Annotated in this window: 13 protein-coding genes and 1 pseudogene; 6 read left to right on the top strand and 8 right to left on the bottom strand. The window is 38.4% G+C overall.

Features of this window, described 5'->3' with window-relative positions; all coding sequences use genetic code 11:
* The 4 genes and pseudogenes from F933_RS17440 to F933_RS14180 all read left to right on the top strand — a co-directional run.
* A pseudogene (locus F933_RS17440) lies at positions 1 to 165 on the top strand (RNA chaperone Hfq); the annotation flags it as partial.
* Between the two features lie 81 nt (positions 166 to 246).
* On the top strand, positions 247 to 1,104 hold the full coding sequence (locus F933_RS14190; RefSeq protein WP_005062362.1) for a DMT family transporter: 858 nt from the start codon (positions 247 to 249) through the stop codon (positions 1,102 to 1,104).
* Between the two features lie 33 nt (positions 1,105 to 1,137).
* Positions 1,138 to 1,734, top strand: coding sequence for a TetR/AcrR family transcriptional regulator (locus F933_RS14185; RefSeq protein WP_005062360.1), 597 nt, complete (start codon positions 1,138 to 1,140; stop codon positions 1,732 to 1,734).
* Positions 1,735 to 1,802: 68 nt separating this feature from the next.
* Entirely contained in the window at positions 1,803 to 2,411 is a 609-nt protein-coding gene (locus F933_RS14180) for an NAD(P)H-dependent oxidoreductase (RefSeq protein WP_005062358.1), read from the top strand.
* Positions 2,412 to 2,484: 73 nt separating this feature from the next.
* Here the strand turns inward: F933_RS14180 and nfsB are convergent, their stop codons facing one another.
* From nfsB to F933_RS14165, 3 genes are all read right to left on the bottom strand, one after another.
* On the bottom strand, positions 2,485 to 3,138 hold the full coding sequence (gene nfsB, locus F933_RS14175) for an oxygen-insensitive NAD(P)H nitroreductase (protein ID WP_005062356.1): 654 nt from the start codon (positions 3,136 to 3,138) through the stop codon (positions 2,485 to 2,487).
* A 208-nt stretch (positions 3,139 to 3,346) separates the two neighbouring features.
* Positions 3,347 to 4,063, bottom strand: coding sequence for a UDP-2,3-diacylglucosamine diphosphatase (locus tag F933_RS14170; RefSeq protein WP_005062353.1), 717 nt, complete (start codon positions 4,061 to 4,063; stop codon positions 3,347 to 3,349).
* A gap of 88 nt (positions 4,064 to 4,151) precedes the next feature.
* Positions 4,152 to 4,661, bottom strand: a complete 510-nt coding sequence (locus tag F933_RS14165) for a peptidylprolyl isomerase (RefSeq protein WP_005062351.1) — start codon at positions 4,659 to 4,661, stop codon at positions 4,152 to 4,154.
* 166 nt (positions 4,662 to 4,827) lie between these two features.
* Between F933_RS14165 and F933_RS14160 the strand changes: the two genes are divergently transcribed.
* Positions 4,828 to 6,549 (top strand): glutamine--tRNA ligase/YqeY domain fusion protein, encoded by a 1,722-nt coding sequence (locus F933_RS14160; RefSeq protein ID WP_005062348.1) that lies wholly within the window; start codon positions 4,828 to 4,830, stop codon positions 6,547 to 6,549.
* A gap of 701 nt (positions 6,550 to 7,250) precedes the next feature.
* Entirely contained in the window at positions 7,251 to 8,816 is a 1,566-nt protein-coding gene (ahpF, locus tag F933_RS14155; RefSeq protein WP_005062347.1) for an alkyl hydroperoxide reductase subunit F, read from the top strand.
* 51 nt (positions 8,817 to 8,867) lie between these two features.
* On the opposite strand, the gene F933_RS14150 is transcribed toward ahpF, so the two are convergent.
* The 5 genes from F933_RS14150 to dnaE form a co-directional block, all read right to left on the bottom strand.
* Entirely contained in the window at positions 8,868 to 10,886 is a 2,019-nt protein-coding gene (locus tag F933_RS14150) for an esterase/lipase family protein (RefSeq protein ID WP_005062345.1), read from the bottom strand.
* 118 nt (positions 10,887 to 11,004) lie between these two features.
* Positions 11,005 to 11,904, bottom strand: a complete 900-nt coding sequence (locus tag F933_RS14145; RefSeq protein ID WP_005054602.1) for an ABUW_2363 family tetratricopeptide repeat lipoprotein — start codon at positions 11,902 to 11,904, stop codon at positions 11,005 to 11,007.
* A 115-nt stretch (positions 11,905 to 12,019) separates the two neighbouring features.
* Positions 12,020 to 12,832: a serine O-acetyltransferase gene (gene cysE / locus F933_RS14140; RefSeq protein WP_005054600.1), complete on the bottom strand. Its 813-nt coding sequence runs from the start codon at positions 12,830 to 12,832 to the stop codon at positions 12,020 to 12,022.
* Positions 12,825 to 13,664 carry an RNA methyltransferase gene (locus F933_RS14135; protein ID WP_005062343.1) on the bottom strand — a complete coding sequence of 280 codons (840 nt, stop codon included), beginning with the start codon at positions 13,662 to 13,664 and terminating at the stop codon, positions 12,825 to 12,827. The genes cysE and F933_RS14135 overlap by 8 nt, the downstream gene beginning before the upstream one ends.
* Positions 13,665 to 13,677: 13 nt before the next feature.
* Positions 13,678 to 17,241, bottom strand: coding sequence for a DNA polymerase III subunit alpha (gene dnaE, locus F933_RS14130; RefSeq protein WP_005062341.1), 3,564 nt, complete (start codon positions 17,239 to 17,241; stop codon positions 13,678 to 13,680).
* Between the last annotated feature and the right edge of the window lie 100 nt (positions 17,242 to 17,341).

Raw genomic sequence — 17,341 nt, 5'->3', positions numbered from 1 at the left:
GGTGGTCAAGGCGGCTTCGGTGGTCAAGGCGGCGGCTTCGGTGGTCAAGGCGGTTTCGGTGGTCAAGGTGGCGGCTTCGGTGGTCAAGGTGGCTTTGGTCATCAAGGTGGCTTCGATGGCGAAACTAAATTTGAAGATGGTCAAGAAGACGAAAATAATCGTTAATTGATTGATAATCTTTAAGAAAATGCCAGTCTCACGTTAGACTGGCATTTTTTTGTCTATTCAAAAGCTAGAATAAATATTATGGAAATGATTGTTGCTGCGGCGTGTTGTAGTGTATTGGTCTCGATTTTGCTTAAATACTTAAAGGCAAAGGGATTTGATGTTTTTCAAATGATTGCGTGGAATTATTTGAGCGCAAGTCTTTTATGTTTTTATTGGTTTAAAACCGATATTACGCATATCTCTTTGAATCATACCCCTTGGTGGTTAATTCTTATTTTAGCCGTGTTATTACCCAGCATATTTTTATGTTTGGCAAAGTCATTGCAGTTTGCAGGCATTCTGAAAACAGAAATTGCTCAGCGACTTGCAGTCATACTGTCGTTATTAGCTGCCTATTTTATTTTTGGGGAGCAATTTAGCCAATTAAAATTAATTGGTGCCGTACTAGGGATTATTGCAATTTTAGTGATTATTATCGGACAGGCCACTGAGCAGGCAAGTAAAGGCATGAATTTAAAATCAGCCATATTTCTGTTTAGTGTATGGGCAGGTTATGCTGCTGTAGATATATTACTTAAATATAGTAGTAGTTTAGGTTTACAGTTTGCAGTCATACTGAATTTAACGTTTATTGCAGCCTTTATTTTATCCATCGCTTATATCGCAATTACTCAACCCAATTGGCAGCCTAAAAATATTTTTACAGGTTTATTTTTAGGTGTACTGAATTTTGCCAATATCGCCTTATATGTCAAAGCACATATGATTTTCAAAGAAACGCCAGCCATTGTTTTTGCTGGGATGAATATACTAGTGGTTATTCTAGGTGTATTAAGTGGTGTAATTTTATTCAAAGAACGTTTAAAAGCATATACATGGATTGGACTGATTAGTGGTGTAGTTGCAGTAATGTGTTTAGCCAAAGCAATGATGTAAAGCGATTTGGTTAAATTTGATGGAAGTAGAATTATGACGGGTAAGAGACTGACTAAAGAAGAGCGCAGACAACAATTGTTGCAAGTAGCCCGTTCAATTATTCGAACAGAAGGTGTAGAAGCCTTAACGCTTGGATATTTAGCAGAGCAAGCTGGTATTACTAAGCCAATAGCATATCGACATTTTATTGACCGAGAAGGGTTATTGATTTCGATTTATCAAGAGTTTAGTGACAAGCAGAAGCAGGACTTATCTACTTCCTTGGAACAAAATATTGCTAGTTTAGACCATACCATTCATATTTTCTGCAATGCTTGTTTGAATTATTATATCGCAACAGGTCCTGAAGTTGGTTTGGTCGTTGCTGCACTCTCTGGTACGGATCTGTTGCAAAACTATTTGCTGCAATGTCAGCAGGAGTTTATCGAAATTTTTAGACATAGCATTCATCCTTTTGTTTTTCTTGAAGGTCAAGAAGGTGAAGCTATCATCATTGCGATAACAGGTTTGATGGAAACAATTTGTGTGGCAGCGAGTAATGGTGTGATTGATGTCGAGATGGCCCAGTGTGTTATGGAAAAATCAACTTTACTCATATTAAATGATTATTTAAATACTAGACAAAAATAACCAAGAACATTGCTTGTATAAGTTACCAATGGTAACTTATACATTATAATAACGCTTGGAAAAATCTCATGCCAACTTCTAAACAATATAAAAATGCTTTGATAGTCATAACGCATCCAGATACAGAGTCACTTTCTCACCAGATTGCACAGCATATTGCTAATGATTTAACTGGAAAGGGAATTTCAGTAGAAATTGCAGATTTGTATAAGGAAGGTTTTCAAGCTGCGATGATGTTTTCTGATATTGAAGCTTATCGTGGTCGTCAAGCTTTGGATGTTGATGTTCAATTTGAACAGGCGCGCTTTGATCGTGCGGATGTTGTCTATTTTATTTTTCCTGTGTATTGGTGGTCGATTCCTGCTTTCTTAAAGGGCTGGTTTGAACGTGTATTTAGTCAGGGCTGGGCCTATAAATATGATGAACAGGGGAATCTATTGGGGAGTCTAAAAAATATTCCAGTCAAACTGATTGCTACAGGAACAGGGGATAAAGCTGGTTACGATAAACATGGTTATACTCAGGCGATACAAACACAAATCGTAGAAGGTATATTTGGTTTTTGCGGGCTTCAGGATGTGCAAACATCAGTTCTTTATGGAGCAGATTTTATACAAGCAGATGGTTTACAGGACTTTTTCAATCAATTAGATCAAGATGTTTTAGTGATAAAATAGCTCAGTTCTTGTTGATAGAATATGGCTGCAATCTTCTAATATTTTGCTTAGATTACAGCCACTTGCCTAAAATTTATAAACGCGTAAAAATGACGTCATCCGTCAAGCGTGATTTAGGAAGTTTTGCATTAAAGTCTGTTTCACTGCGATAACCAAGCGATACAATTACAGATGCTTTTAAGCCTTTTTCAGCTAAATCAAATTCTTGATTAATGAGGTCTCTATCAAATCCTTCCATTGGTGTTGCGTCGATTCCTTCTAGACCTGCAGCAAAAAGCAGTTGTCCAAGTGCTAGATAAGTTTGATTTTCCATCCATGCAGGAAGATTTTTCAATTCATTGCGATAAAATTCAACATAGCCTTGGCGTGTGTCACGTTGACCTTGTTTGGCAGTTTCATCTTTAAAACGACCATTTAACTCATCTTGCTGTAATAATTGTTCTAAATATTCGGCAGAGATATCTGTACGTGTGCAAAAGATGATAGTGTGAGATGAATAGAGAACTTTGGCTGAGTTATAGATATAGTTGCCTGTTAAACCTGCTGCGATTCTTTGTTTTGCAGCGTCTGTTTCAGCGACAATAAAATGCCAAGGTTGAATATTTACCGAAGAAGGGCTGAAGCGTAGAATTTCCAGTAGTTTTTCAAATTGTGCATGAGGAATTTTTTTCTCTGCATCATAAGCTTTTGTCGCATAACGTGTTTTTGCTGTAGCTAAAGTATCCATCCGTCACTAACTCGATTTAAAAATTTAATTTATTTTACTTGATATAAATTTCACGAAAAGTAGCTAAATGTGATTTCTATATAGATTTAAGTCGTATGTGAGTGAGCTATGATCACTAAACCGACTGAAGGTTTAGCGAAGTAATAACAAATGTTTTATAAAATGGTTAAAGATGAAGAAACAGATGAGTACGACTATTCAATAATGATCAATAGAACCATTGTTTAAAATCTAATTGATTATTTTGTTGCTCATTGATCTCTATAATCCAAGCTGAATCTGCACGCCAATCTCCCAAAACAATACGTTGTTTGTTGAGGATATGGTGAATCTCTGGACGATGGGTATGACCGTGAATTAAATAATCAACTTGTGTGATGACAGATTCTACTGCTTGGCGATTTACATCCATGATGTCATAGTTTTTTAGTTGTTTGGTTTCACTACTCTTTTTTCGAAAACCATTGGCGAGCTTTTGTCTAAAGCTGAGAGGGGTACGTTTTATTAGCCCCAATAAGATAGGATTACGAATCACTTTGCGAAAACGCTGATAAGAAACATCGTCAGTACAGAGTGCATCGCCATGTTCCAGTCGGAATCTATGCTGATGAATATTTAGGGTATAAACGTCAGGTAATAAAATTCCATCGAATTGCTTTAAGAATTTTCGACCCAAAGCAAAATCGCGATTACCCACTTGGAAGTAAATTCGATTGCCTGCGTCAGTGAATTTTTGTAAGGCAGTTACAATTTCATTTAACCATGGGGCAGTGTAATCATCACCAATCCAAGCATTAAACCAATCACCTAAAATATAGAGTTGAGTGTTTTTATCTTGATATTGTTTCAATAAAGCCAAAAACCCTCGAACGAGTCGAGGGTGATCAGGTGACAAATGTAGATCTGAGATAAACAGGTAGGTCACACTTTTATCCTATTTTATAATCCCTCCCAACCTCCCTTTGTAAAGGGAGGAGTTACCCCTCTTTTAAAAGAGAGGTAAGGGGAGATTCTTATTCAGAAATAATTTTAGCAGATTCAATTACAACGTTCTCTAAAGGAACGTCTGCGTGATAACCACGGTTACCTGTACGTACGCCTTTGATCGCTTCTACAATATCAAGACCTTCAACGACTTTACCAAATACTGCATAACCCCAGCCTTGTGCTGTTTTACCAGTGTGGTTTAAGAAAGAGTTGTTTTTTACGTTGATAAAAAATTGAGCAGATGCAGAGTGCGGAGCTTGAGTACGTGCCATTGCAACTGTGCCTTCATCGTTACTTAAGCCATTGTCAGCTTCATTTTCGATTGAATCACGCGTTGCCTTTTCTTTGAAGTTTTCGTCCATGCCGCCGCCTTGGATCATAAAACCATCAATCACACGGTGGAAAATTACGCCGTCATAGAAACCGTCACGTACATATTCTAAGAAATTTGCAACCGTTTTTGGTGCTTTTTCAGCATTAAGCTCAAGAACAATACGACCTTTGTTGGTATTTAATTCGACTTGAGGAAAACTCATTACATTAATCTCCTAAACATGGTCTTGTGACCATGGGTTTTTGGTTGAGAGAAGCATAAGCAAACTGTAAACTACAAGGCAAGTAAAAAACGTTAAAATCTTTCAGAAAAAGCAAAGATTGCGTTTTTATTTCCCATTTTTAACTGTAAGAAGTGATTTACACCCTATGAAGCCAAATGATGTTGTTTCAGAACTGCCAAAGACCCCGACACCGAATAATCAAGCCTCTGTCGACGCTGTGCAGCAAGAACAACAGGCAGGCTTAGATTTTGTGCGTCAAGTGATTACCGACGATCTTAAAGAAGGGCGTACCCAAAAAGTAGTAACACGGTTCCCACCTGAACCAAATGGATATTTACATATAGGCCATGTCAAAGCAATTTGTTTGAACTTTGGTATTGCTGAAGAATTTGATGGTCTATGTAATTTACGTTTTGACGATACAAACCCAGATGCTGAAGAACAAGAATATGTTGATGGTATTGCCAACGATGTGAAATGGTTAGGTTTTAGCTGGAATGGTGAGCCACGCTATGCTTCTGGTTATTTCGATCAGCTTTATGCATGGGCTGTTCAGTTGATCGAACAAGGTGATGCTTATGTTGATTTGCAAACACCAGAAGAAATTAAGCTGAATCGCGGTAATTTCGTTGAACCTGGTAAAAACTCTCCATACCGTGATGCAACGGTTGCTGAGAACCTAGCGCGCTTTGAACAAATGCGTAATGGTGAAATTCAGGAAGGCGGTGCTGTTCTACGTGCCAAAATTGATATGGCAAGCCCGAATGTACATATGCGTGATCCGATTCTTTATCGCGTACTACATTCAGAGCATCACCAAACGGGTGATAAATGGAAAATGTACCCAATGTATGACTACGCTCATCCATTGTCCGATGCGATTGAAGGTATTACCCATTCACTCTGTACTTTAGAATTCCAAGATCACCGTCCATTCTACGACTGGATTGTAGAAAAAGTTCACTCGCAAGCTGTACCACGTCAGTACGAATCTTCACGTTTAAACGTTGATTATACGATTACTTCTAAACGTAAGTTACGTAAATTGGTTGAAGGTAATCACGTACAGGGCTGGGACGATCCACGTATGCCAACTGTTGTAGGGATGCGTCGTCGTGGTTTTACCGCAGAAGGTCTACGTGATTTCTGTAAGCGTGTCGGTGTATCGAAAACGGATGGTATTGTTGATGTGGCAATGCTTGAGTTCTGTATTCGTCAGTCATTGGAAAATGCAGCGGCACGGGGAATGGCAGTACTCAATCCGTTGAAAGTGACATTGACCAATTTACCTGAAGAATTGGATCTCACTCATGCGCGTCATCCAAACGTGGATATGGGCGAACGTATTATTCCATTAACACGTGAACTTTATATTGATCGTAAAGACTTTGAAGAAGTGCCACCTAAAGGCTTTAAACGTCTGATTCCTGATGGTGAAGTCCGCTTACGTCATGCCTATGTGATCAAGTGTGATGAAGTGATTAAAGATGCCAATGGTGAAGTGATTGAACTTAAATGTTCAATTGACCCTGAAACTTTGGGTAAAAACCCTGAAGGTCGTAAGGTAAAAGGTGTGATTCATTGGGTCTCTGCGACCAAAGGTGTACCTGCGGAAGTTCGTATTTACGATCGTTTATTTACCGAAGCTGCACCAGATGCAGATGATGATTTCTTAGCAAATCTTAATCCTGAATCATTAAAAGTGGTTCAAGCGGTGATTGAGCCTGCTTTAGCACAAGCAAAACCTGAAGATCGTTTCCAATTTGAGCGTGAAGGGTACTTTGTTGCGGATCAACATGATCATCAAGCTGAAAAGCCTGTGTTCAACCGTATTCTTGATTTAAAAGATAGTTTTAAAGCCAAGTAGATTCAAAGTAAGACCTAATTATATTTGGATGTTGTTGTTCTAAACTTCACTCAAATAGAAATCAGCCCAGTGTAAAAACTGGGCTGATTTTTTATGGGTTGATGTGGTAAAAATAGAGAATGATAGAAATTAGAAGCATCATAGATAATATTAGATATGTATTAATTGAATGAAAGCTTTTTAAAAATTTAAGCATGAATCTAAATACCCACAAAATAGAATGTTAAAATTTGACAAACTCATTTTATTGTTTATTTTGAATGGTTAAAAAAAATATTGTGGCTTGTTCTTCGTATTAATGTTTCTTTATGTAATTAAGATTAATATGTTATTTCTTAAGTATTTTTTTGATTATTTAATGATATAAATTTTAAGCAAGTATAATCTATATTTAATAAATGATTATCAGTATCAAAGATTCAAAAAATTTTATAATTAAGAATTATTATTAACATCATAAAATTGATTAAATAATATCTATTTTAAATATACGATTTACTGCATAACTATGAATTGTATTTCTTATCTAAAGGCGTTTTAGATTGCGCTTTTAGCAGAATTAAAATCAATATCTTATATTTAATTCAAAAAACCGATTGAAATAATAAAAACATACTGTTTTACCTATTTAGTGTTTTTGCGTACTATAGCTTCATTGAGAGAATTTAGCTGATTGTACTGCTTAGAATTTGGAGAAATATATGTTAGATCAAAATATTAAAACGCAATTAAAAGCTTACTTAGAACGTTTAGAAAGTCCAATTGAGTTGGTTGCTGCTTTAGATGAATCAGACAAAGCTGCAAAAATCAAAGAACTCGTGACTGAAATTGCAGAACTTTCGGATCAAGTTACCGCGCGTTTTGACGGTTCAAACGCTCGCCGTCCTAGTTTTGGTATTGCCAAAGCAGGTGAACAACCACGTGTGTTCTTTGCTGGTTTACCAATGGGACATGAGTTTACCTCTTTGATCTTGGCATTATTACAAGTCTCAGGTTATGCACCTAAAGTCTCTGATGAAGTGCTTGCTCAGATCAAAGGTTTAAAATTAACTGCAAATTTTGATGTGTTCGTATCTTTAAGCTGCCATAACTGTCCAGATGTGGTTCAAGCACTGAATCTGATTGCGATTAATAATCCAAATACTACCGCAACCATGATTGATGGTGGTTTCTTCCAAGATGAAGTTGAAGAACGTAAAATCTTAGCTGTACCCATGGTGTTCCAAGATAATGAACATATTGGTCAAGGTCGTATGACTTTGGAAGAAATCGTAGCGAAATTGGACACCAATTCTGCTGAGAAAGATGCAGCAGTGATCAATGCCAAAGATGCATTTGATGTGTTGGTGATTGGTGGTGGTCCTGCAGGTGGTACAGCAGCAATCTATGCAGCGCGTAAAGGCATTAAAACAGGTATCGTAGCTGAACGCTTTGGTGGTCAGGTGATGGATACCATGGATATTGAAAACTTCACTACGGTGCAAAAAACCGTAGGTCCTCAGTTTGCTCAAGATATGGAAGCACATGTTCGTGAATACGGCGTGGATATTATGAATTTGCAACGTGTCAGGAAGATCACAGGTGCAGATCAAACGGCGAATGGTCTGGTTGAAGTTGAATTGGAAAATGGTGCCAAGCTTGAATCTAAAACCATCATTCTTTCAACAGGTGCACGTTGGAGAGAAATGAATGTACCGGGTGAAGCTGAATACCGTACTCGTGGTGTTGCGTACTGCCCGCACTGTGATGGTCCACTATTCAAAGGCAAACGTGTTGCAGTGATTGGTGGTGGTAACTCTGGTGTCGAAGCTGCAATTGATCTTGCAGGGATTGTGGAGCATGTGACTTTGGTTGAGTTCGATACCAAGCTCCGTGCTGACCAAGTGTTGCAAGATAAATTAAACAGTTTGCCAAATACCACCGTGATCTTAAATGCATTGAGTACGGAAGTCGTGGGTGATGGTGCTCAGGTCACCGCATTGAAATATAAAGATCGTGCCACGGATGTTGAACATACTGTCGAACTTGCTGGAATCTTTGTGCAAATTGGATTACTACCAAACACGGATTTCTTAAAGAACAGTGCGGTTGAACTGAGTAATCGTGGTGAGATTGTGATCAATGATCGTAATGAAACCAATGTTAAAGGTGTGTTTGCTGCGGGCGACTGTACCACAGTGCCATACAAGCAAATCATCATTGCCACTGGTGAAGGTGCAAAAGCTTCACTTTCCGCTTTTGATTATATGATCCGCTCTGGTCTGTAATTTCAATTCTTAAAGGAAAGCCCAAAGAAATCTTTGGGCTTTTTTATTCTGTTAGTTGTTGGGTTTGTATAGTCCATGATCAACTAAATGTTGACGTAGTATACGACGTAGCTCTAAAACAGCTTCGGGTGTTTCTTGAATAGAATGTCCGCCAGTAAAGATCTTTTCAGAAACAGCTCCATCTAAATGTGCACTCTTATAAGGAACAATCCCATCCGTAATTGTATTAGGATCATCACTTTTAGTGATGTTGCCCATAATAGAGTGGAAAACTAGGTCTTTTTCAGGTGGGATGCCAGAAGTAAGCTCCATAAATTTTGATTTTTTACTCAGATCACTAGGACCATTTTGAATCACTTCATTGGTAATTGTCTTAACAAAATCTTTAAGATCGGCATCATTACTGGTTAATGTATCCGTTAGTGTGGTTAAAAATGTTGCTGGCAATTTAATGATTTTACGCGCCGCTAGCGTAAACCATCGATCAGCAAAATCTGTCCCACGATGAGGAGCTGCAAGAAAAATAGCACGATCGAAGTTTTGAATTGGTCTCATTTTAAGACGCTCACCAATCACTGGATGTTTTCTCAAACGAGATTGTTGGCGGCTATTCATCATTTCCAATGCTTGTTTAGAAATATCAGCATCGCTTACTAATAAGCGACTAATAATACCACCCATACTATGACCTATGAGTACAGCATCTTTGGAAGCCGCATCTTTACTGTTTAAAGAGCCAAAAGCTTGTTTGAGTAGAGCATAAATTTGAAAACGACTTTCTAAAATTGGCATGTTGGTTGAGTAAAACACTTGCCAAACTTGGTAGTGCTCACGCAGGACAGGATCACCCATAATATCATTTGTCACTGCAATCCATGCTTCTGGGCTGCTTGCAAGTCCGTGAACCAGTACAATCACTTTTTTATTTGGATTATAAGGTTCAAGCATATAGAGGTGCGGCATGGTGAGATGCTGATCGCGGTCTATTAAAGTTAAGTAGGCGGCTGCCCCTAAGTTGTTTTCGGCTAGCCATAAACCATACGGTGCTGAGAAGTTTGCAGCTAAGGAGTAAGGCTTACCCGCAATATTTACTTTTTCTGTGTTATAGGGATCATAAACTTTAATTTCAAAATTTGGACTATGTAATACATCATCAATGGTTGCATTATTTTTCTTAGGTTGGGCAATAATCGTCGCAGCTAAATAACGTGCTTTATGAATATTAGGATTGATGCCTTTAGGGTAATCAAATGAGAGTGGATCAAGAATATATTTATTTTCAAGTTTGGATGTATCACCTGAAGGATAGACTGCAACAAAGTCAGAACCGAAACCATCACGTCTATTAATCGCCCTTAGACCTGAGAAGTTCATGTTATAGCTAGAAATAAACTTTTCTAATTGCATGTTTTGTATACGTTGATATGACTGAATATCAATGGTGTATATACTTTTACCAATTTTTATTGTCGGAGCGATATTGGTGGAGGGATTTCTCAAACTATGCACATTCACTAGTTTTGTAAGGGCTTGGTTATAAAAATCACGAATTTGAACTTGGCGATTGTCAAAAATACGTTCTTGCGGTTGTCGTTCTGTTTTAAATAAATAGGCATAACTATATCGAATGCTTTTGTCTAAAGCTTCAAGTTCTTGATCTAAACATTCGTCATAACTATTTTGAATTTTCTGTTGTTCTTCATCCGATTTATGTTTGCTTAACTTACTTATTTTACAGGCAGCTGATTCTGAAAGTGTAATGGATTTAGAGAGATACAATTCACTGGCTGTTGAAAGCAATTGCTCATCTAAAATCTGAGGAATTTTATGTAAGTCTGCAATACATTGATCAGGTGTTTGCATGCAAATCTTGGCTTCTTTGCCTGACATGGAAAGAACATTAAGGCTCGCTTCGCTTAATTTTTTTTGCGTCAAAATACTGTTACGTTCATTTGCAATGGTTACGTCAAGCGCTTGCTGTTTTAAGCTAACAACCTGACAACCGCTCATTGTTAGCGTTGTAAGTAAAATGCCATAAAAAAGATAATATTTTGATTTAAATACAAGCATGGGAATTCAGCAAGTTATGCAGAAAGAATAGGGCTATAATACGAAAATAAGTTGCTTTTTCAATCGCCCAAAAAAAATAGACCGTTAAAACGATCTATTTTTTACAAAAAAAGCAGATTTAGTTAAGCACTTGCCAAACATTCCAACGTTTACCTGATTCCACTTCACTGATGAGTTTATCAGTCACTTCAGCTTCGTCTGGGTAATTAATTTTATAATTTTTAAGTGTTTGAATTGCATTTTTCTTTTGCTCTAACCATAAATAGTTGTTTGCAGCAGAAAGATAAGCTTCTTGTACACCACCTTTGATTGCCTTATCTAAGTAAGGAATAGCTTCGCGTTGCCCGCCGCCTTCTGATAAACCAAAACCGAACCAGAAGTTGGTTTCAGGATCATTTGGACTAATCGCAAGAATGCGTTGAGCATATGTGAGGGATTTAGTGGTATATGCTGTACCCAAATCCATATTTCGAGCCATGACGCTTGCTTTAAATGCACGCGTTAGAACGTCTAATGAAGCATTTGGTTTTTCGGCTAAAGCATCCAGTTTTTGAGTGATTTCTTTTAATTTCACCTCATAGCCTTTACGTTCTTGACGTTCAGGGAAACGTGGAGGGTAGTGGCGAGCTTTGCCTTCAACGAGTTGTAAGAAGTCATCAACTTCAGTGACATCAACTTCATTTTCACCTGCAAGGACAGCGTATTTCATATTACGTTGCTTGCTCTCAATTGTAGGTACGATTAATTTATTGACTTCGAGTGTCGTAGATTTAGCTGGATCATTTTGTAATGAAACAACCATTTTCGTCACAGGTTGAGCTGCTGCATCTTTGATTGCAACTTCAAAACTCGGTGGTGCATCGTATTTGACTGGATTTAAAGCATAGAATGGCGGAGTTGGGTCTGGTTCTTTAAACACAAAAGGTTCATTCACCTTTTCCTTTTTAACTGGTGCAATACCACATGCCGTCAGAACAGAAGTTGAAAGGACAAGTAGTGCCAAAGGCTTAAAATTCATGCTTTACATCCATTAATTTTAGTTAAATGAGAAGTAGATAGTTGGTTTTACCAGTCTAGGAAAAGCAAAACCAACTTGCAATGATAAGCTTGTTACATTTTTTATAATTTATATATTAGGTTGATGAAGTTTTACTCTGTGCTTCACATTCTCGTCTAACTTCTTCAATAATCTTAAGTTCTTCTTTACTTAATGGTTGATTCTTAGACGTCTGAGGCTTGAATGATGGATCAAGTTCAGACAAACGTTGGCAAAGCATATTCATATGCTTTTCATTTTTCTGCATTCGATCGAGTAAAACACGAATACCATCTAAAATAGGATCTGCTTGATCTTGAGTCGTTGCATAAGGTTCAAAACCAATGCTTTCTGCATAATCACGACGATTCGCTTCATCTTGCGCGATTTGAGTTTTATCTTTGAAAATATATCTTGCTGGATTACCTACAGCAGTTACACCTTCTGGAACTTCTTTAGTTACTACTGCGTTTGAACCTACTTTTGCACCTTTATGTACAGTAAATGGTCCAAGAATTTTTGCGCCAGCACCTACCACAACCCCATCTTCTAAAGTTGGGTGGCGTTTACCTTTATTCCAAGTTGTGCCACCTAATGTAACCCCGTGATAAAGGGTCACATCATCTCCAATTTCTGCTGTTTCACCAATCACAACGCCCATACCATGATCGATAAAGAAACGTTTACCTATTTTAGCCCCAGGATGAATTTCGATACCTGTTGCGAATCGGCTAAATGAAGAGAGTAGGCGAGCAGAACCTTTCAGTTCTTTTTTCCAAAGTTCATGCGCTACGCGATGCATGATCAGCGCATGAATACCTGGATATGTGGTTAAAACTTCAAGTGTATTTCGTGCAGCAGGATCACGTGCAAATACAGCTTCAATATCTTCTTTTAGCTGTTTAATCATGAGACTGATCCTCTTTGATATTTTTTTTCCATGAACCACTGGCTAAGGCCTGTACGCGGCTGAAGACGCCACGTAATAAATGATACTCCATACGATCTAATTGTATCCTTCCAAATAAACGACGCAAGCGTAAAGGAAGTAAACGTGGATTATTTGGATCTAAAAATTCAATTTCGGTTAGCATTTTTTCGAAATGGGGGTAGAACTCTTCCATCTGCTGTTGAGTAACTAGAGGTTCATCCCACTGCATACTTTGCTGTTGTTTTAGCTGCATATGGTCATTTTTTATTTCATTAGGCTGATTATGGTGCTCAAATGCTGCCATTCTGAGTTCATAACATACGACTTGAATGGCTTGAGCAACATTTAAAACGCCATAATCTGGATTAACAGGAATCGTTAAATGATAATTTGCTAATGCTAATTCTTCGTTGGTTAAACCTCGGTCTTCACGACCAAAAACGATGGCAATATTTTGATCTTTACTTGCTGCATTTAAAGCTTCTTTTGCAGCAGGTCGAACATCAAGTAATGGCCAAGGAATAGTACGACTACGAGCGCTTGTTCCGAAAACAAGGTGGCAATCTTGAATCGCCTGTTCTAAAGTTTCAACAATTTCAATTTTTTCAATTAAATCTTGTGCACCCGCTGCAAGCGCATCAATATCAGGATGCGGATAGGTTTTTGGCGCAACTAAAACAAGTTTAGATAATCCCATGGTCTTCATGGCACGTAAGGCACTGCCAATATTCGCTGGGAGAGTGGTATTGACCATAACGATACGAACATGATCCAAACGGTTGGACACGTCATTTGAGTCAAATGAGTTCATAAATCATCCAAAATTAAGAATATTGAGAGATTTCAGCTTGATAGATATCTAAAGCTTCATCCATTGACATATTTTCAGGCGGTGGCGCAATCATCGCGGGTTTAGGCGATTCAGCTACCCGAGCTGCTTTTGATTTGACTTGGTATTCAATAAAAATTGCATCTTTACCAAAGTAATCTCTGAGCTTGCTAAGTAATTCATCAAATGGAGCAACTTTCCATTGAGGACCCAAATGAAGCTCAGCAGTAGCAAAACTTTGATCGATTAATATTTGAAGACCAATATGCTGACACATATCGATATTACAATATGGAAGAAGTATGGTTTGCAAATCTTTAGCTAAAGATTTGTTCATAAGATCATGTGCTAATCGAATTTGAATGCTCTGCGCACGTTTTTGTCTGATTTCATTTAAAGTAAATGCTTTGCTTAATCGAGCCATAGGTCGATCAAAGCCTTCACGCTCGTAGATCTCACCTTCGATAACGATGACTTGTTCTAAACGAATAATATCTTTATAACGTTGGAAACGTTCATGATTACAACTAATTTCTACCCGAGCCGTACCATCATCTAAGGTGATCATAACGCGGTTTGGAAAGTTACCAATATCAACGACCAAGCCTGCATAAACTGTAGTTACACCTCTACGCGTAGGTGTAAGTTCATTCAATTTAACAGGTACAAAAGCTTTTAATTCAGTTCGATAAACATCAATTGGATGACCTGTTAAATACAAACCAAGCGTATCCTTTTCACCTTTCAATCGAACTTCATCTGACCAAGGTTTCACAGGTTTAGCGGGTTTACGTTGAACTTCTTCAACCTCACCAAACAAATCCATAATCCCAGTTTCGCGATTACTGCGTGCTTGTTCTGCGGCTTGCACAGCTTCTGGTAACTGCGCCATTAAACTTGAACGTTCGATACCTAAACAGTCCAAAGCACCTGCACGTATTAATGCTTCTAAGGTACGCTTATTGATTTTTTTAAGGTCGATTCGATGGCAGAAATCAAATAAGTCTTTATACGGTCCTTCTTTGATACGTGAGTCGATGACAGATTGCATCGCTTGTTCACCTACGCCTTTGATTGCACCTAAACCATAGACAATCGTTTTCTCATCACTGGCGTGAAAATGATACAAAGACATATTTACAGAAGGGGGTAGTACTTCTAGTTTATTATTTCGGCAGTCATCAATTAAGAATACAATGCTGTCCGTATTCTGCATTTCCGATGATAGAACGGCAGCCATAAATTCAGCAGGATAATGTGCTTTTAACCATGCTGTATGGTAAGCAACGAGTGCATAAGCAGCGGCGTGTGATTTGTTAAAGCCATATCCAGCAAACTTTTCCATATAGTCAAAGATATGGTTCGCTGTCGCTTCATCAATATCTTTTTCAGCAGCACCTGTAATAAAGATTTGGCGTTGTTTCACCATTTCTTCAGGCTTCTTTTTACCCATCGCACGACGAAGTAAATCTGCACCACCAAGTGTATAGCCTGCACAGAACTGTGCAGCCTGCATAACCTGTTCTTGGTAAACCATAATCCCGTAAGTAGGCTCTAACACACTTTCGAGCAGTGGATGTAGATACTCAAAATCACCACCATGCATACGATGGATAAAGTCTGGAATCAGATCCATTGGACCAGGACGATATAAGGATACGAAAGCAATAATTTCTTCAAATTTGCTTGGTCTTGCTTCCTTCAACATTTTTTTCATGCCGACGGATTCAAATTGGAATACGGCGGTAGTATTTGCTTCGGCAAAGACTAAATAGGCATCTTTATCATTTAAAGGCACATCTGCAATATTCAGTGGAGTATCGGATTTGATCCGTTTATTAATATTCTGAACAGCATCTTCAATAACCGTTAAATTTCGCAGACCTAAGAAGTCAAACTTAACTAAGCCAGCGGCCTCAACATCATCTTTATCATATTGTGCGACACGACCTGTACCATCAGCCTCACAAAGGACAGCTGAATAATCAGTAATTTTCCCCGGTGCAATGACTACACCACCCGCATGTTTACCTGTATTACGAGTTATACCTTCTAGTTTGAGCGCCATTTCCCAGATTTCAGCGGCATCGTCATTATCTGGATTCGATGGATTGGTCACAATATCTTTAAGTTGAGGTTCCATATCGATGGCTGTTGCCAAGTCGACACCGAGTGGTTTGGTTGGAACCATTTTGGAAATACGATCGGCAAGACCGTATGATTTACCTAAGACACGTGCCACATCGCGAATTGCTCCTTTGGCAGCCATCGTACCAAATGTCGCAATCTGTGAAACAGCTTCACGTCCATAATTTTGTGCGACATATTCAATTACTCGATCTCGACCAGCGATACAGAAATCGACGTCGAAGTCGGGCATTGAGACACGTTCAGGGTTTAAGAAACGCTCAAAAAGTAGATCGTAACGTAACGGATCAAGATCGGTAATTTTTAAACTATAAGCAACCAATGAACCTGCGCCTGAACCACGTCCCGGACCTACAGGTACACCATTATTTTTTGCCCATTGAATAAAGTCCATGACGATGAGGAAGTAACCGGGGAAACCCATCTTGAGAATAATATCGACTTCGTATTTGATTCGATCATCATAAGGCTTTCGGATGTCAGCCCAATCTTCATCACGTTCAGAAATTGGATAAAGATGATTGAGTCGCTCCTCTAAACCTGTACGCGATAAATGCTCGAAATAGGTATCAATGGTGTAACCATCAGGGATAGGAAAGTCAGGAAGGAAATACGTTCCTAATTGCAAAGCAACGTTACAACGTTGCGCAATAAAATACGAGTTTTCTATAGCACTTGGAATATCTGAGAAAAGCTCAGACATTTGTTCAGCCGTTTTAAAATATTGTTCAGTACTGTAGTTTTTAGGACGTTTGTCATCTCCTAAAACATAACCATCTGCAATACAGACGCGCGCTTCATGAGCATCATAATCATCTTGTTCAATAAAATGCACGTCATTATGTGCAACAACACCGATTTGATATTTGGCAGCTAATTTTACGGCTTGTTGAATAAAATCTTCTTCGCCAGCACGATCTGTACGGGTTAAAGCCAGATAAACACGATTGCCAAATTTCTCAATCCAAGCTTCTAATAATGGTTCGGCTTTTTGCGGATTTGAGGAGCACAACATTTTGCCAACATCACTGTGTTGTCCGAGCAAAATAATCAAGTCATCAGCTTGTTCAAGTATCCAATCTTTTTGAACACAAGGAATACTGAGTTGCTGACCTTCAATAAAACCGCGAGAAATGATCTCTGTCAAATTTCTCCAGCCCACACTCGTCATGGCGAGTAGCGTGGCTCTATGCTCTGCATCATTCAGGCGAATGACACTGCCTAAAATAGGTTTAATGCCTTTTTTTAAGCAAGCTTCATAAAATTTAACTGCTGCGTGCAGGTTTGATAAATCTGTAAGCGCAAGAGCAGGCATCTCTTCACTTACGGCAGCTTTGACCAAATCAGGTATGCGAACTATCGACTCTGTAATCGAAAACTCTGTGTGTATACCAAGATGAACAAACTGCATAAATCTATCCTAAACGCGACTGCGAAATATTCTAGCACGCTCTGTCTAGGACAGTTGTCTAATATTTTTGCAATAGGGCGGATATCCAGTCTGAGTAATA

Origin of the sequence: Acinetobacter beijerinckii CIP 110307, from assembly GCF_000369005.1 — a bacterium.
GTDB lineage: Bacteria > Pseudomonadota > Gammaproteobacteria > Pseudomonadales > Moraxellaceae > Acinetobacter > Acinetobacter beijerinckii.
The sequence above is the reverse complement of the archived record's forward strand: the minus strand, read 5'-3'. Positions and strand labels throughout refer to the sequence as shown.

Coding starts and splice junctions, on each gene's coding strand:
- F933_RS14190 (WP_005062362.1), top strand. CDS start 247: ATGGAAATGATTGTTGCTGCGGCGTGTTGTAGTGTATTGGTCTCGATT.
- F933_RS14185 (WP_005062360.1), top strand. CDS start 1,138: ATGACGGGTAAGAGACTGACTAAAGAAGAGCGCAGACAACAATTGTTG.
- F933_RS14180 (WP_005062358.1), top strand. CDS start 1,803: ATGCCAACTTCTAAACAATATAAAAATGCTTTGATAGTCATAACGCAT.
- nfsB (WP_005062356.1), bottom strand. CDS start 3,138: ATGGATACTTTAGCTACAGCAAAAACACGTTATGCGACAAAAGCTTAT.
- F933_RS14165 (WP_005062351.1), bottom strand. CDS start 4,661: ATGAGTTTTCCTCAAGTCGAATTAAATACCAACAAAGGTCGTATTGTT.
- F933_RS14160 (WP_005062348.1), top strand. CDS start 4,828: ATGAAGCCAAATGATGTTGTTTCAGAACTGCCAAAGACCCCGACACCG.
- ahpF (WP_005062347.1), top strand. CDS start 7,251: ATGTTAGATCAAAATATTAAAACGCAATTAAAAGCTTACTTAGAACGT.
- F933_RS14150 (WP_005062345.1), bottom strand. CDS start 10,886: ATGCTTGTATTTAAATCAAAATATTATCTTTTTTATGGCATTTTACTT.
- F933_RS14145 (WP_005054602.1), bottom strand. CDS start 11,904: ATGAATTTTAAGCCTTTGGCACTACTTGTCCTTTCAACTTCTGTTCTG.
- cysE (WP_005054600.1), bottom strand. CDS start 12,832: ATGATTAAACAGCTAAAAGAAGATATTGAAGCTGTATTTGCACGTGAT.
- F933_RS14135 (WP_005062343.1), bottom strand. CDS start 13,664: ATGAACTCATTTGACTCAAATGACGTGTCCAACCGTTTGGATCATGTT.
- dnaE (WP_005062341.1), bottom strand. CDS start 17,241: ATGCAGTTTGTTCATCTTGGTATACACACAGAGTTTTCGATTACAGAG.